The sequence below is a fragment of the Novosphingobium terrae genome (genome assembly GCF_017163935.1).
Taxonomy (GTDB): domain Bacteria; phylum Pseudomonadota; class Alphaproteobacteria; order Sphingomonadales; family Sphingomonadaceae; genus Novosphingobium; species Novosphingobium terrae.
The window spans coordinates 3,876,822-3,892,043 of the sequence record NZ_JABVZR010000001.1 but is presented as its reverse complement, the minus strand read 5'-3'; the positions used below and the strand labels follow the sequence as shown (position 1 = coordinate 3,892,043).

Genomic DNA, 15,222 nt, shown 5'->3' with positions numbered 1-15,222 from the left:
CCTCCGGCGGGCAAAGGGCCCCAAGAGTGCGCTTGTCGCACGCGACAAGCTATGGCGCCCTTTGCAATCCCTTTCTGGTCTGCGTGGGGCTTCCGGTTTTACTGCTGCTTCGCAGCGGGGTTGAGTTCTCAGGCTTCCTGCAGGAAGGCCACGAAGCGTCCGCTCAGGCGGCCAACCACCGCTTCCTCGAACATCAGGTCTGAGCTTACCTCAATGCGCGCCATCTTCCGGCGCCGCAATGTCTTGAGGAAGGTCGGCCATCCCGCCGGATCGCGCACCGCAGAAGCGGCGCTAAACGCCCCCGTGATCGGCCGCTCATAATCCATCTGGTTGGACTGGATGACAACCTCGCAGCGCAGGCCCTCCTCCAGCAACCGCAGATGCACCAGAGACCATGCGGCAAGGATGCCCAGGGTCGAGATGCTGCCGCCAAAGGCGGTTCTCTTGTGATTGATGTTGGGTTCAAGCGGCGCGGAAAGCACCACCGAGTCCGATCCAGCCGCATCAACCGTCACCTGCATCGCTTCCGACAAGGGGATCTGGTGATGCAAATATTGCTCTAGAACAGCGATATCCATGATGCCGCCCAGCCTAGGCGCGGCCCTTGGGCAAATCAACGGAGAGACAGGGCGCAACGATCGGGTGCCACTGCCGCTTCGCCAGAAGACATCATGGGAGCGCGAGGGCCGGAGCCTTTCTCTTGAGAAAGGCGACCAACGAAAGACTCCACCCTCGCACCTGCCTTTCTAGCTTACTCCGCAGCCGGAATGTAAAGATCCCCGCCGTCGCGATACAAAGCGGACATCTCCTCCATCCCCTTTTCGGCCTCCTCGGCGGCGATGAATGCCCCCGGCTCCTGATTCTGCTTGGCGGCGAAATCGCGCACCTCCTGCGTGATCTTCATCGAGCAGAACTTCGGCCCACACATGGAGCAGAAATGCGCCGTCTTGGCGCCTTCCGCAGGCAGAGTCTGATCGTGATAGGCCTCGGCAGTGTCCGGGTCCAAGGACAGGTTGAACTGATCGCGCCAGCGGAACTCGAATCGCGCGCGCGAAAGCGCATCGTCACGCAGTTTCGCCGCAGGGTGCCCCTTGGCCAGATCGGCGGCATGGGCGGCCAGCTTGTAGGTCACCACGCCGACCTTCACGTCATCGCGATCCGGCAGGCCGAGGTGCTCCTTGGGCGTAACATAGCAGAGCATCGCCGTACCAAACCAGCCGATCATCGCCGCGCCGATGCCGCTGGTGATGTGATCATAGCCCGGCGCGATATCGGTCACGAGCGGCCCGAGCGTGTAGAACGGGGCTTCGCCGCAGGCTTCCAGCTGCTTGTCCATGTTCTGCTTGATCTTGTGCATCGGCACATGGCCGGGCCCCTCGATCATCACCTGCACGTCCTGCGCCCAGGCGCGCTTGGTCAGCTCGCCAAGGGTGTAGAGTTCGGCGAATTGCGCCTCGTCATTGGCGTCGGCGATGGAGCCAGGGCGCAAGCCATCACCCAGCGAATAGGCGATGTCATAGGCCTTCATGATCTCGGTGATTTCGTCGAAGCGCTCGTAAAGGAAGGATTCCTTGTGATGCGCCAGACACCATTTCGCCATGATCGAGCCGCCACGAGAAACAATTCCGGTGACTCGCTTGGCCGTCAGCGGGATAAAGGGCAGGCGCACGCCCGCATGGATGGTGAAGTAATCGACGCCCTGCTCGGCCTGTTCGATCAGCGTGTCGCGGAAGATCTCCCAGTTGAGGTCCTCGGCGATGCCGCCCACCTTTTCCAGCGCCTGATAGATCGGCACGGTGCCGATGGGCACGGGGCTGTTGCGGATGATCCACTCGCGCGTGTCATGGATGTTGCGCCCGGTGGAAAGATCCATAACCGTATCGGCACCATGGCGGATCGACCAGACCATCTTGTCGACCTCGCTGGCGACATCCGAGGCCACCGCCGAATTGCCGATGTTGGCGTTGATCTTGACCAGAAAATTGCGCCCGATGGCCATGGGCTCGGTTTCGGGGTGGTTGATGTTGTTGGGGATGATCGCCCGCCCGCGTGCCAGTTCTTCTCGTACAAACTCGCCGGTGACAAAGTCGGGAATGGAGGCGCCCCAATCCTGCCCGTCACGAACCAAAGCATCCTTCAGCGCCATACGCCCAAGATTCTCACGCGCCGCCACATACTCCATTTCCGGCGTGACGATGCCGCGCCGTGCGTAATGCATCTGGCTGACATTGGCGCCAGCCTTGGCGCGCAAAGGCCGGCGAACCGGATTGGGAAATGCTGGCACGCCGCCGCTGCGATCCGGGCCAAGCTGGCCGTTATCCTCCGGCTTGATGGCGCGGGCTTCGTAATCCTCCACATCGCCGCGCGCGAGAATCCAGTTGCGGCGCAGCAGGGGCAGGCCAGCCTGAATGTCGATCTGCGCTTTGGGATCGGTGTAAGGGCCGGAGGTATCATAGACCCGCACCGGCGGTTCGCCGCTGCCCGGCTCCAGCGTGATCTCACGCATCGCGACGTGAATATCCGTGCCCGGCACCGGCACATGGATCTTGCGACTGCCCCGGATAGGGCCCGTCGTCACATTGAACTGGCTCCCTTTGAGAGCCTCCATTTTCGAATCGATATCGGCCATGCGCTTTGCCTCTTCCTCAAAGAGCGTGGCGTGAGGAAAAAGGCGCCCGGAACACGGACTGATCGCACAGATCCGCCGCCGGGTACTCCCTCCCTACGCCCGCATTAACGGGGTCAGGTTCAGCGGGTCGTGGGGCGCAAAGCCCACCTCTCAGCCCATGCGGGCTCCCCGGGGAAACTGGGCGCAGGTTAGAAGCGTGGAGGGGGATTGTCCAGAAGGGGGAAAGAGAAGATGCGAGGGCCATCGCCCTCGCGCTCCCGTTAATGTCTACGTGGGCGCCACGGGTTCAGCCAAAGGGCAACGACGCCGCGCCGCAGGCTTTAAAATCACCAGCGCAGCGTATGCCTTATAAAACTGCCTGCGGCGCTTTGCGTGGCGCAGGTGGAGAGCCGTGGCGTAAGGATCGGGCGCCACCACCCCATCGTCGGAAGACGGAATGGGAGCGCGAGGGCCCGGAGCATGTCTTTTGAGACATGCGACCAACAAGGACTTCCCCCTCGCATCTTCCTTCTTCCCCCTTACAATCCCTTCCGGCCAAACCCCCCCGGCCGCCGCAAAGGCGCCGCAGCACTCACCGCCGGGCGTGAGGGATAGGGCCGCGCCTCCCCGAACTCCAGCCACAGCGCGGGAATCGGCTTCCCTCCGGCATAGGGCCGCTCCGCGCGGCTGGTGCCGTGGAGAATGCGCACAGGGCTGCTGCCCAGCGTATCGCCATGGCGGGGCACGATTTCCTGAATCAGCAGCTGGCGCAACACCTTGCCCAGCTTCTCGCCGAGAGTCTCGGCGTCGCCGGGCGCGTTCCAGGCCTCCACCTCATGGTCGAGAAAGGGCATCAGCCCGGTGGTGGAGAGCGAAACCGCCCCCGGCGTGGTGGTATGGATGGCCGTGGAAATGAACAGCTGCACAGGCACTTCATCGGCTTCCAGAGTCTCGGCCAGATTCGGCAGATACTGCGGCGGGAACAGCTTGGCATGAGCAGGATTGGCCAGAGCAGCCAGCCGCCCGGCGCTGTGCAGATCCTGCCCCAGCAGCAGCAGCGCGGCGGCCATCGCACGGGCGACCTGAGCGGTATCGTGAGGCCCGGCAGCGCCGGTTTCCAGATCGCAGGTGAGCGTAAGGCAGGCGGTGTGCCAGCGCAGGGCGGCGGTGTCTGGCGGCTGGCCGGGCCAGTCGCTGTGGCCCTGGGCCAGTTGCAGCCATTCGGCGGGCAGGGGCGCCTTGTGCAGGGTGATGCCGATGCGGCCCGGGCGGCCGGTCAGCAGAGCGGCACTGTCATCGCGCGGGTCGATGCTCCAGTCGCCGTCCGGGTCGAGCGCGTCGAGATGCTGTACCAGCAGTGCCCAGCCGGGAGGCGGGGGTGGGGTGTTGCGCCCGTCGCTGCCCGGCGCGATCAGCAGGGCCAGGGTCGGCAGGCGATCGGTGCGGGGGACTTCGGTGTGGAAGGCCGGGGCCACGGCGCGGCGCGTGGCGGGGCTGGGGCGGTGCGGGTCCGTGCCCGCGCGTTGCAGCGGCTCCCCGGCGGCGACGCGGCGCAGCACCTCTTCCATGCCGGCGGCGGCCATCCAGCCGGAGCCTTCACTCAGGCGGCACCACAAGCCGCCGCCCTCGTGGCCCATCAGCGCGTCGGCGATCAGCGCGGTGACCTGATCGGCCTCGGCAGGGTCGTCAGTGGTGGGGGGCGAGAGGGTGACATGGCCGCAATGGGGCGGGGCGGTGTCGCCCGCATAGGGCATCTCGATGCAGCGCAGTTCCACGAAGAGGGGGGCGCCCTCGCCGCGTCCACAGATCAGGTGATGGCCGCGCAGGGGGATGGACTGGTTGGGGGAGCCGTCATCCTCCTCGCCGCAGATCCACCGGCGCAGGGGCAGGGCCTCGGCCAGTTTCGCGCGCAGGCGACCGGCGGGCAGGACTCCGGCCTGCTGGTAAAGGATGATTGCCATGGCGCCCGCTCCTCTGGCCCAATCGACGCGGGGAGGTTTTACGGCCTCAGACTTTAAGGATTTGCTGCCAAGGGCCGAAGGGCATTGCCCGATGGCGCCGGGGGCAGCCAAAAAAATTGCCCGAAATTCCGTATGCTGGGCCCGTTGCCGGGCCCTGTGTAAATCCATACAAAGACAGGATGGGAGCGCAAACGGATCTGGTTATTCTGGGCGGCGGGCTGGCCGGTGGGCTGGCGGCGCTGGCCGTCGGCGCGCTGCGTCCGGAATGGCGCGTGACTCTGGTGGAAGCCGGGGAGCGCTGCGGCGGCAACCATGTCTGGTCCTTTTTCGACAGCGATGTGGCGGCGGCGGATCGCTGGCTGATCGATCCGCTGGTGGTGAGGCACTGGGGCGGGCACAGCACACGCTTTGCCGGGGCCGAGCGCCATCTCCCCATGGGCTACAACAGCCTGACCGGCGAAAAGCTGGATGCGGTGCTGGAGGAACGCCTGCCAAAGGGCGCGATCCTGCGCGGCTGCGCGGCTGTGGAGGTGAGCGCCAGCCATGTGACCCTGGCCGATGGGCGGCAGCTGGAAACGCAAGCGGTGCTGGATGCGCGGGGCGCTTCGGGCTTTCCGGGGCTGAAGGGCGGCTGGCAGAAATTCGTGGGCCAGATGTGGCGCACCGCTCCGCATGGTATTGAAAAGCCGATCATCATGGACGCCACCGTGGAACAGCGGGACGGCTATCGCTTTATTTATGTGCTGCCCTTTGCGCCGGACATGCTCTTTGTCGAGGACACCTATTATTCGGCTCATCCCGGGCTGGAGCGGGAGGTTCTGGCCGGGCGCATCGCGGATTATGTGGCCGGGCTGGGCCTGAAAGAGGCCGAAATTGTGCATGAGGAGCAGGGCGTGTTGCCAGTCGTGGCAGGCGGAGAGATCGAGAGCTATCTGGCCGCCACCCGCATCCCCGGCGTGGGCCGCATCGGCGTAAGGGCGGCGCTGTTCCATCCGCTGACTTCCTATTCGCTGCCCACGGCGGTGGAAACGGCGCTGGCCATCGCCCGCGCGCCCACGCTGACCGCACTGGATGCCCTGTGCGAAAGCCAGGCGCGCAGCCATTGGCGCGAGGGCGCTTTCTTCCGCCTGCTGGCCAAAATGATGTTCGGCGCCGGGCAGCCGGAGCGCTGGCATCGCGTCTTCGAACGCTTCTACCGGCTGGATGAAGGGCTGATCGCCCACTTCTACGCCGGACGCCTGACCGCCGCCGATAAGCTGCGGCTGGTCACGGGCCGCCCGCCGGTTCCGCTCGGGGCCGCCATCGCCACGCTTATGGGCGGGGGCAATCCGCTGGCGGGGCTGGATCATCCCGGCAATGTCGGGCATGATTCGCTGCAACCATCGATCGGGTCCACAACAATGTCGCCTTCTGCCGGTCCACGCGCTTCGGGAGTCTTGCCATCATGAAACGCGCCTGTGTCATCGGCGCCGGCTTTGGCGGTCTGGCTCTGGCCATCCGCCTGCAATCCGCGGGGATCGCCACCACCATCGTGGAGGCGCGCGACAAGCCGGGCGGAAGGGCCTATGTCTTCGAAAAGGACGGCTACACCTTCGATGCCGGGCCCACCGTCATCACCGATCCGGCCAGCCTTGAGGAATTGTGGACGCTTTCGGGCAACCGCATGGCTTTCGATGTCGAGCTGATGCCGGTGATGCCCTTCTATCGGCTGCAATGGCCCGATGGCGTCCATTTCGACTATTCCAACGACGAAGGCGCGCTGCGCGGCGAGATCGCCCGCGTCGCCCCCGCCGATCTGGGGGGGTATGAGGATTTCCTCGGCTATGCGGCGGATGTCTATCAGGAAGGCTATGTGAAGCTGGGCCATGTGCCCTTCCTCGATTTCGCCAGCATGGTGAAGGCCGCGCCCGCGCTTCTGAAGCATCAGGCCTGGCGCAGCGTCTATGATGTCGTCAGCTCCTATGTGGAAAGCGAGAAGCTGCGCGAGGCGCTGTCGTTCCACACGCTGCTGGTGGGCGGCAATCCCATGACCACCAGCTCGATCTATGCGCTGATCCACAAGCTGGAAAAGGATGGCGGCGTGTGGTGGGCCAGGGGCGGCACCAACAAGCTGGTCTCCGGCATGGTGGCTTTGTTCGAGCGGCTGGGCGGCACGCTGCGCCTCAACGACAAGGTCTCCTGCATCCACACCGTGGGCAACCGTGCCAGCGAGGTGGAAACCGCCAGCGGCTGGCGCGAACGCTTCGATGCCGTGGCCAGCAATGCCGATCTGATGCACACCTATCGCGATCTGCTCTGCGAGGCGCCGCGTGGCGAGCAATATGCCAAGAAACTGGCCAAGAAGCGCTGGTCGCCCAGCCTCTTCGTGGTGCATTTCGGCATGGAGGGCAAATGGCCCGGCATCCCGCATCACTCGATCCTCTTCGGGCCCCGCTACAAGGGCCTGCTTGAGGATATTTTCGACCACGGCGTGCTGCCGCGCGACTTCTCGATCTATCTCCATCACCCCACGATCAGCGATCCCTCGCTGGCGCCCGAGGGGCACAGCAGCTTCTATGCGCTGGTGCCCGTCGCCCATCTCGGCAAGCTGCCGATCGACTGGGACGCAATCGGCCCGGTGCTGGAAAAGCGCATCCTCGACGAGATCGGCCTGCGCTTCATCCCCGATATTCACGACCGTATCACGGTCAAATTCCATTATGCCCCGCCCGATTTCGAAAGCGACCTCTCCGCCTATATGGGCAGCGCTTTCAGCCTTGAGCCGATCCTGACTCAAAGCGCATGGTTCCGCGGGCACAATCGTGACGATGTCATCCCCAACCTCTATCTGGTGGGGGCGGGAACCCATCCCGGCGCGGGCATTCCGGGTGTTGTCGGCAGCGCGAAAGCGACCGCCGGCCTGATGATCGAGGATTTGAGACTTTGAAGAAGATTGCTGTCTATTGCGGTTCGGCCACCCCGTCGGACCCGCGTTATGTCGAACTGGCCTATACTGTGGGCGCCACGCTGGCGCAGCGCGGCATTGGCCTCGTCTATGGCGGCGGCAAGCTGGGCCTGATGGGCGCGGTGGCCAATGGCGCTCTGGAAAACGGCGGTGAGGTGATCGGCGTGATCCCCACGGCTCTGGCCCGCACCGAAGTCGCCAACCATGACTGCACCGAGCTGCACGTTGTGGAGGACATGCACCAGCGCAAGGCCGCCTTCACCCGCCTGTCCGACGGGTTCATCACCCTGCCCGGCGGCGTGGGCACCATGGACGAGCTGTGGGAAGCCGTCAGCTGGGCCCAGCTGGGCTATCACACCAAGCCGGTGGGGCTGCTCAACGCCTTCGGTTTCTATGACCAGCTGCTGGCCTTCAACCGCCACATGATCGAGGTGGGCTTTATCCGACCTGCCCATCAGGGCATCATCGTGGCCGAGCGGGAACTCGACCTGCTGCTCGACCGTATGGAAGCGCATGAGCCGATCAAGCCGATCGTGCAGATGGACCCCGACACGCTTTGACCTGCGCGCGCACCTTGCCCCCCCGTTCAGCGCTGGTGGAGGCTGCTTACGGCAGCATCCGGCGAGGCTCCAAAAGCTTTGCCACCGCCAGCCAGCTGATGGGGCGCGATGTGCGCGAAAGGGTCTGGATGCTCTACGCCTGGTGCCGCGCCTGCGATGATCTTGCCGATGCGCAGGACCATGGCGGCGCGCTGGGCGATCAGACGGGCGCCGATGGCCGCCTGCGCGAAATCCGCCGCCTGACCGCCCTGGCGCTGGGCGGGCGTGGTGCGGGGCGCGAGGCTTTCGACTGCCTCGGCGTGGTGGCCGCCGAATGCGGCATCGGCGCGGTGCATACGGGCGATGTGATCGCCGGTTTCGCCCTCGACACCAACGGTTGGCACCCCCGGACCGAGCGCGACATGCTGGCCTATTGCTATCATGTGGCAGGCGCGGTGGGCGTGCTGATGGCGCTGGTGATGGGCGTGGACCGCGAGGATGCCGATACGCTCAACCGCGCCAGCGATCTGGGCATTGCCTTCCAGCTGGGCAACATCGCCCGCGACATTGCCGAGGACCACGCCGCCGGGCGCATCTACCTGCCGACGCAATGGCTTGAGGAAGCCGGCGTTGCCCCCGAAGCGCTGATGGCCCCTGAAAACCGGGAGGCGCTGGTGGCGATGGTGGCGCGCCTGTGTGCCATGGCCGGGCGCTATGAAGCCAGCGCGCGCGTTGGCGCGGCGCGGTTGCCTTTGCGCAGTCAGTGGTCGGTGCTGGCGGCTGCCGGGATTTACGGCGCCATCGCGCGCAAGGTCGCCACCAAGCGGGCGCGGGCATGGGACGCGCGTGTGACGACCAGCAGGCCGGAGAAGCTGGGGCTGCTGTTGCGCGCCGGGGCTCAGGCGGCCAAGGCGCGGTGGTTGGGGATTATGCCTCATCCTGCCGATGTGGCGCCGGTGCCTTATGGGCGGGGTGTTCTGGCCGGGGCTGTGGCAAGGGTTTAAGGGAATAAGCAGGGGGCGTTACGCCCCCTGCACCCCCGTTACGTCTTCCGACATGAATGAAGCGCCAAGCCTGATCACAGCGCAAACGTCCCGCCGCCGGAGGCAATTATTCCCTGCGGGGCGGCGAGGTCGGGCGCGAGGATCGGGCACCACTACCGCTTCGTCGGGAGACGTTATGGGAGTTTGAGGGCGTAACGCCCTCAAGAATTCCCTTTCTAAAACCCCTTAAGCCACCTGCCGCGGCAACCCCGGCGGATTGCGCCGCTTGAACAGCTGCCCCTTCTCGCTGAACAGCAGCAGGCCCAGAGTCAGCACCCCGGCGCTCGCCAGAGCAAAGGCCAGAGGGCGCGCCGTGCCATCGAAGGCATTGCCGATGATGATCCCCAGCACCGACCCGCCCACGATCCGGATGAACACCTGAATCGAGGCCGCCGCCCCCGCCGTGCGCGCAAAGGGCTGCAGCGCGATCGAGGAGAAGTTGGCGCCAAGGAAGCCGGAGAGGCACATGTTCAGTGTCATCAGCGGCAGGAATTCCCAGATCGTCTCGCCGGGGCCTGCCATCTTCCACTGGAGCAGGCTGGTGCAGATATAGACCAGCAGCGCCCCGTGCGACACGCGCCGCGCCCCCATCCGCATCACGATGCGCGAGTTGATAAAGGCGGTAAGGGCCATGGTCAGCGCCATGCCGGCGAAGATCAGCGGGAAGCGGGCGCCGGCGCCGAAATGCTCGGCCACCAGCTGCTGGGCGGAGTTGATGTAGCCAAGCAGCGCGCCGGTCACCAGCGCATTGGCGATGACATAGCCGATGGCGGCGCGGTTGGTGATGACCTCGCCCATGGTGCGGGTCAGGCGGGTGATCTCGATGCTCTGGCGGTATTGCGGGTGGAGCGTTTCGGGCAGGCGCAGCACGGCCCAGATCGACACGATCAGCCCCATCAGCCCCATCACGCCGAAGATCCAGCGCCAGCTGGCGGCCAGCAGCACCGCTTGCCCCACGCTGGGGGCCATCATCGGCACCACCATGAAGACCATCGCCACCAGCGACTGGGTGCGGGCCATGCGGTCGCCCTCGAAGCTGTCGCGGATGATGGCGGCGGGCAGCACGTTGAAGCCCGCGCAGGCCAGCCCCAGCAGCGCGCGCGAGATCAGCAGCATCTGGAAGCTGACCGCCAGCGCGCAGGCGGTGGTGAGCAGCACATAGAGCGCCATGCAGGTGAGCAGCACCGGGCGGCGCCCGAAGCGGTCTGCCAGCGCGCCGGGAACAAGGCAGCCAAGGCCGCTGAAGAGCATGAAGATGCCCACGACCAGCTGGCGGTGATTGGCATCGGTGACATGCAGGTCGGCGGCGATATGGCCCAGTGCGGGCAGCATGGAATCGACCGACAGCGCCTGCAGCGCCTGAATAAAGGCCATCAGCGCGACAAACTCGCGCGAGCCCATGGCCCGGGCGACAGGTTGTTCGGGTTCGGGCTTGTCGGAATCGGCCTTTTCGCAGGAGGCCGGAGGGGACTCGGGGGCGTTCATGGGGTGTCTCATGGCGGTTTGGGGCGGTCTATGCCAGCCTTTTAGGGTGTTTGAAAATTTTCCTATGATTTGGTGAAATTCACATCATGAATTTGGTGTGAATTACCTTGTCAGTTTCGGCTCATCTTCTGTTGCACCGCAAAAATGGCGGAAATCGGGCGTTTTTTAAAATTGGCACGCCTCCTGCTGTAGCTCTTTCATCCGCTGGAATGGTCCGGCGATGAACCAAGCAAGGGGAAGTATCATGAACAATTTCAACCGTTTCGCCACCACCCTCGCCGCCAGCTTCGGCGTTGTCGCCACCTTCGCCATCGGCATGGCCCCGATGGTTGCCCATGCCAGCGCTGTTGAAGCTCCGGTCGATCATGTCGAGATCGACGAAAATGGCGTTCCCACCCTGCGCGTGTCTTATGCCGGTCTGGATCTGAACAGCGATCAGGGCCGCAAGGACATGGACCGCCGCCTGGCCCACGCCGCCACCCGCGTCTGCGAACCGCTGCGCGTCGCCTCGGTCGAAGCCGATCGCTCCTCCGCCTATCAGAGCTGCCGCCACGACGCCATCGCCCAGGGCCACACCGCCATCGACGGGCTGGGCAACTGAGCCCCCATATCGCAGGGGGCGTCCGGAGGCCTCTCCCGCCCCGGCCCCCTGCCAATTATCTTCCGGTGACAGATTTGTAGAGCCCCGGTGCACGTCCCGCTCCGGGGCGCTACCATGCGGGCTATGGAGTCGCATGCGCCAGACGATGATGATGACAGCGAGGAGGCCGAGGGCCTGCGCAAGATCATCCATGTCGATATGGACGCCTTCTTCGCCAGCGTCGAACAGCGCGACGATCCTTCCCTCAAAGGCCAGCCCGTGGCCGTCGGCGGCAGCCGCGCGCGCGGCGTGGTGGCGGCGGCCAGCTATGAAGCGCGAGTGTTCGGCGTGCGCTCGGCCATGCCCAGCGTGAAGGCGGTGCGGCTGTGCCCTCACCTGATTTTCAAGCCGCCGCGTTTCGAGGTCTATCGCACCGTCTCGCGCCAGATCCGCGCGATCTTCGCCGATTACACCCCGCTGATCGAGCCCTTGTCGCTGGACGAGGCCTATCTGGATGTGACGCAAGATCTGAAAGGCATCGGCAGCGCCACCCGCATCGCCCAGCTGATCCGCGCCCGCATCAAGGCCGAGACCAACCTCACCGCCAGCGCCGGGGTCAGCTACAACAAATTCATCGCCAAGCTGGCCAGCGACCAGAACAAGCCCGACGGCCTCTGCGTGATCCGCCCCGGCGAGGGCGCGCAATTCGTGGCCAGCCTGCCGGTGCGCCGCTTCCATGGCGTGGGCCCGCGCGGGGCGGAGAAGATGGCGGCGCTGGGCATCGTGAATGGCGCCGATCTGCGCGAGAAGGATCTGGCCTTCCTGCGCCAGCATTTCGGCGCTCAGGCCGATTACCTTTATCGCGCCGCGCGGGGCATCGATCTGCGCCGCGTGCGCCCCAACCGTCCGCGCAAGTCCATCGGCGCCGAGCGGACTTTCGAGCGCGATATCTCCACCGGCAGCAGCCTGCGTGGGGCTCTGGCGCATATCGTTGAACTGGTGTGGAACGATATCGAGAAAGTCGGTGCGCGGGGGCGGACGGTGACTCTGAAGCTGCGTCTTTCGGATTTCACCTTGCGCACTCACGCCCGGTCTTTGAGCCGGGCGGTGGAGGGGCGTGAGGAACTGGCGCGGCTGGCGGGGGACCTGCTGGATAAGGTCTTGCCGCTGCCTCAGCCGGTGCGGTTGATGGGGGTGACCCTGTCCGCGCTGGAGGGGAAGCAGGCGGTTTCAGCGCCTGTTCCGGTGGATGAAGGGGGGCAGTTGGGGTTGTTTTGAAGAAGGTTTGAAGGAAGGAAATGCGAGGGGGTTACCCCCTCGCGCTCCCAGAACGTCTTCCGACGAAAAAGCAGTGGCACCGCATCGGAGCGCCCAGTCTCTCCACCTGCTCGACCTAAGGCGCCGCAGGCAGTGAATGATTGGGTGTGCTGGCGATTTGAAAGCCTGCGGCGCGGCGACGTTGCTCTGTGGCTGAACCCGATGCGCGCCGTAGACATTCATGGGAGCGCGAGGGTGTAACACCCTCGCATTTCACTGCTTTTCTGCTTCCAGCCACTCGCCCATCTGCTTCTTCAGCCAGTCCGACATGGCCGAAGGCCATTCCCCGGGCGTAAAGAACTCGGCGGCCACGATCTCCCGCCCATCCGGCGCAGGCGCTCCGGAACACCGCCCGGCCACCACATAGGACACATTGTCCGCCCCATGGAACGCATCATGCGTGGTTGCCACCAGATGCGGCGCTTCCAGCACGATGCCGATCTCTTCACGGAACTCGCGCGCGGCAGCGACCAGCGGGTCTTCGCCTGGCTTCATGCCTCCACCGGGCGGCATCCAGTTGGCCGAGCCGTAGGAGTGGCGCACCAGCAGCACGCGGCCTTGGGCATCGATCCCCAGCACGCGGCAGCCTTGCAGTTGTGGCTTTCTGATCCGCCACCAGCGGCGCCTGACCTTGTGGGCCAGACGCAGCGCAAACCGATGGAGCGGCGCCGGGGCAAGGCCCAGCAGCCGCTCGGCCATCAGCAGAAGCACGTCACCGTCTGGTCGGTCGCGGCGAGCAGGCGGGCGACGGGCAGGTCGTTCTGACCGGCGGCGGCGGCTTCGAAGATCTCGCGCTTTTTGGCGTCGCCGGTGATCAGGAAGGCGATCGCGTCCGAGGCGGCCAGCGAGGGGATGGTCATCGAGAGGCGGTCGAAGGGGGCCTCGGGGGGCAGGGGATCGGGGGTCAGGCGGATCACCCTGGCGGGGGCGGTGGCCTGCGGGTTGGTGTTGGGGAAGAGGCTGGCGATATGGCCGTCCTCGCCCATGCCGAGCAGGGCCAGCGCGAAGCGGGGCGGGGTCTGGCCCTCTTCCAGCCCGACGATCTGCGCGCCGACGGGTTCCAGCACGGCGCGGATCTTGGCGAGGTTGGAGGCGGGGTGATCCTCGGGCACCATGCGGTCGTCATTGGGCCAGACGCTGACGCGCTCGAAGGGCAGATCGTGCTTCACCAGCGCGCTGAGCACCGGGAAGGGGGTGCGGCCGCCCGGCACGGTGATGGCGATGGGGCCATCGGTGCTGGCCAGAGCGGCAGAGATCCGGTCGGCCAGCCATTGGGCGATGGCGACGGGATCGGCGGCGGGGGTGAGGGTGATGGTAGCCATGCCCGCCGGGATAGCATCCGCGGCGGGCATGGGGAACGGTGTGCAAAGCTATGCTGTGCAGGGAAAAGGACTAAATCGCCGGGGTGGCGCTGTTGCCCTCCAGAACGGCGGCGATGGGGGCGGGCAGTGGGGGAATGGGCAGCGGGGCGAGGGGCTTTCGGGCCTCCCACATCTTGCCGGCCTTGCGGATCATGGCGGTCAGCGGCTGTTCCAGCACGATATGGCAGATCAGCCCGGCGATGATCGAGGTGAGGAAGATCACCGCGAAGAGCAGATGGGGTGGCAGTCCGCTCAGATGCAGCTTGGCGGTCAGCTTGGCATTGGCCTGCGCCAGGAAGGAAATCGCCGCCGAATGCACGAGATAGATCGAGTAAGAGGCATCACCCAGCTTCAGAAACAGCGCCGGGGGGCGGAAGGCGAAGCGCTTCTCGCTCAGCACGAGGCCGGTGACGATCAGGCTGAAGCTGAGAGCCAGCGCGGCCATCAAGGGTGGATTGCGGGTGTCGGCGCTCATTTCATGGGCGACGAAGGTCAGCAGGGCTGCGCAGAGCAGGACGCCTGCCGTCAGGAAGACGGTGCCAAATTGCGCGCTGAAGCGGCGCGAGGCCCACCAGCTGGCCATGCCCAGCAGGAAATAGAGGTTCCAGATATGCAGCATGCCCCAGTCGGGCGCGATATAGCCCCAGTCCGGCAGCGGGGTGAACAGGTTGCGGGTGATGATCGCGGCGGCCCAGAGGGCGATGGTGATCAGCCCGGCGCGTCGGCTGATCAGGAAGAGGATGAAGAAGAGGTAGAACTTCACCTCGAACAACAGGGACCACGCCACTTTCAGCGGCATGGAGGGCATATCGGTCAGGCTCAGCAGCGAATAGGCGCTGAGCAGGTGAAGCGGTTGCAGTTTGAAATCGGCATGGCCCAGCCCGAGCAGCGCGGCGGCGATAAAGCCGCTCATCAGGATCCAGTAGAGCGGATAGATGCGGGTGAAACGCCGCCAGAGATAGGCCCCGATCCGGCCCGGCTGGCCGATGTCCTTCGCATGGGCGTGGACGATGATGAAGCCGCTGATGGTGAAGAACAGGCCCACGCCGGTCCAGCCTTTCAGGGCGAGGGTTTCGAAGATCTTCAGGCCGCCATAATCCGGCTGGGTCAGAATGATATGCGTGTGAAGAAAGGCGACGCAGAGCACCGCAAGGCCGCGCAGGGCCTGAACCGAGAGGATCAGCCCCGGTTTTTCTGGCTGCTTTTCGGTCGCTTTCTCCGGCAGTTGATGAGAGTCGATGTCCGTTTCAGGCATGGCTCATGCATCCCATTCTGGAGGGGGATTTCTGGTTTTATGTGAAGACCTTGGAGAGGTTGGTTAATGTTTTATTGATAGCACTATGATGCATTGCCGGGGTCAATTCAACGGATGAATTGATAGAAG

The 15,222-nt window shown here is 65.0% G+C and carries 13 protein-coding genes and 1 riboswitch; of the genes, 6 read left to right on the top strand and 7 right to left on the bottom strand.

The annotated features are described in order from the left end of the window. Positions 1-128: 128 nt before the first annotated feature. The 3 genes from HGK27_RS17345 to HGK27_RS17335 form a co-directional block, all read right to left on the bottom strand. Positions 129-578 carry a YiiD C-terminal domain-containing protein gene (locus tag HGK27_RS17345; protein WP_206242171.1) on the bottom strand — a complete coding sequence of 150 codons (450 nt, stop codon included), beginning with the start codon at positions 576-578 and terminating at the stop codon, positions 129-131. Between the two features lie 173 nt (positions 579-751). Then, entirely contained in the window at positions 752-2,629 is a 1,878-nt protein-coding gene (gene thiC, locus HGK27_RS17340; protein WP_206242170.1) for a phosphomethylpyrimidine synthase ThiC, read from the bottom strand. A 73-nt stretch (positions 2,630-2,702) separates the two neighbouring features. Further along, a riboswitch (TPP riboswitch) is annotated at positions 2,703-2,810 on the bottom strand. Between the two features lie 337 nt (positions 2,811-3,147). Beyond that, positions 3,148-4,569: a hypothetical protein gene (locus HGK27_RS17335; RefSeq protein ID WP_206242168.1), complete on the bottom strand. Its 1,422-nt coding sequence runs from the start codon at positions 4,567-4,569 to the stop codon at positions 3,148-3,150. 179 nt (positions 4,570-4,748) lie between these two features. Here HGK27_RS17335 and crtY point away from each other — a divergent pair, with 179 nt between their 5' ends. From crtY to HGK27_RS17315, 4 genes are read left to right on the top strand one after another with little or no spacing between them, the layout of a single operon-like run. Beyond that, positions 4,749-6,017, top strand: a complete 1,269-nt coding sequence (crtY, locus tag HGK27_RS17330; RefSeq protein WP_206242166.1) for a lycopene beta-cyclase CrtY — start codon at positions 4,749-4,751, stop codon at positions 6,015-6,017. Continuing rightward, complete coding sequence (locus tag HGK27_RS17325; RefSeq protein ID WP_206242165.1) at positions 6,014-7,495, top strand: phytoene desaturase; 1,482 nt, start codon at positions 6,014-6,016, stop codon at positions 7,493-7,495. The genes crtY and HGK27_RS17325 overlap by 4 nt, the downstream gene beginning before the upstream one ends. Next, positions 7,492-8,073 (top strand): LOG family protein, encoded by a 582-nt coding sequence (locus tag HGK27_RS17320; protein WP_206242163.1) that lies wholly within the window; start codon positions 7,492-7,494, stop codon positions 8,071-8,073. Before HGK27_RS17325 ends, HGK27_RS17320 begins: the two co-directional genes overlap by 4 nt. Before the next feature lie 14 nt (positions 8,074-8,087). Beyond that, a complete protein-coding gene (locus tag HGK27_RS17315; protein WP_206242161.1) occupies positions 8,088-9,056 on the top strand; it encodes a phytoene/squalene synthase family protein in 969 nt (322 codons plus the stop codon). 225 nt (positions 9,057-9,281) lie between these two features. Here HGK27_RS17315 and HGK27_RS17310 read toward each other — a convergent pair whose 3' ends face one another. Further along, a complete protein-coding gene (locus tag HGK27_RS17310) occupies positions 9,282-10,580 on the bottom strand; it encodes a multidrug effflux MFS transporter (protein WP_241127267.1) in 1,299 nt (432 codons plus the stop codon). A gap of 244 nt (positions 10,581-10,824) precedes the next feature. On the opposite strand from HGK27_RS17310, the gene HGK27_RS17305 reads away from it, so the two are divergent. Beyond that, positions 10,825-11,181, top strand: coding sequence for a UrcA family protein (locus tag HGK27_RS17305; protein WP_206242159.1), 357 nt, complete (start codon positions 10,825-10,827; stop codon positions 11,179-11,181). Positions 11,182-11,295: 114 nt separating this feature from the next. Then, entirely contained in the window at positions 11,296-12,438 is a 1,143-nt protein-coding gene (gene dinB / locus HGK27_RS17300; RefSeq protein WP_407674627.1) for a DNA polymerase IV, read from the top strand. 252 nt (positions 12,439-12,690) lie between these two features. Here dinB and HGK27_RS17295 read toward each other — a convergent pair whose 3' ends face one another. The 3 genes from HGK27_RS17295 to HGK27_RS17285 form a co-directional block, all read right to left on the bottom strand. After that, positions 12,691-13,188 carry an NUDIX domain-containing protein gene (locus HGK27_RS17295; RefSeq protein ID WP_241127266.1) on the bottom strand — a complete coding sequence of 166 codons (498 nt, stop codon included), beginning with the start codon at positions 13,186-13,188 and terminating at the stop codon, positions 12,691-12,693. Continuing rightward, positions 13,176-13,799, bottom strand: a complete 624-nt coding sequence (locus tag HGK27_RS17290; RefSeq protein WP_206242158.1) for a 6-phosphogluconolactonase — start codon at positions 13,797-13,799, stop codon at positions 13,176-13,178. The genes HGK27_RS17295 and HGK27_RS17290 overlap by 13 nt, the downstream gene beginning before the upstream one ends. Positions 13,800-13,869: 70 nt before the next feature. After that, a complete protein-coding gene (locus HGK27_RS17285) occupies positions 13,870-15,093 on the bottom strand; it encodes an acyltransferase family protein (RefSeq protein ID WP_206242156.1) in 1,224 nt (407 codons plus the stop codon). Positions 15,094-15,222 lie beyond the last annotated feature (129 nt).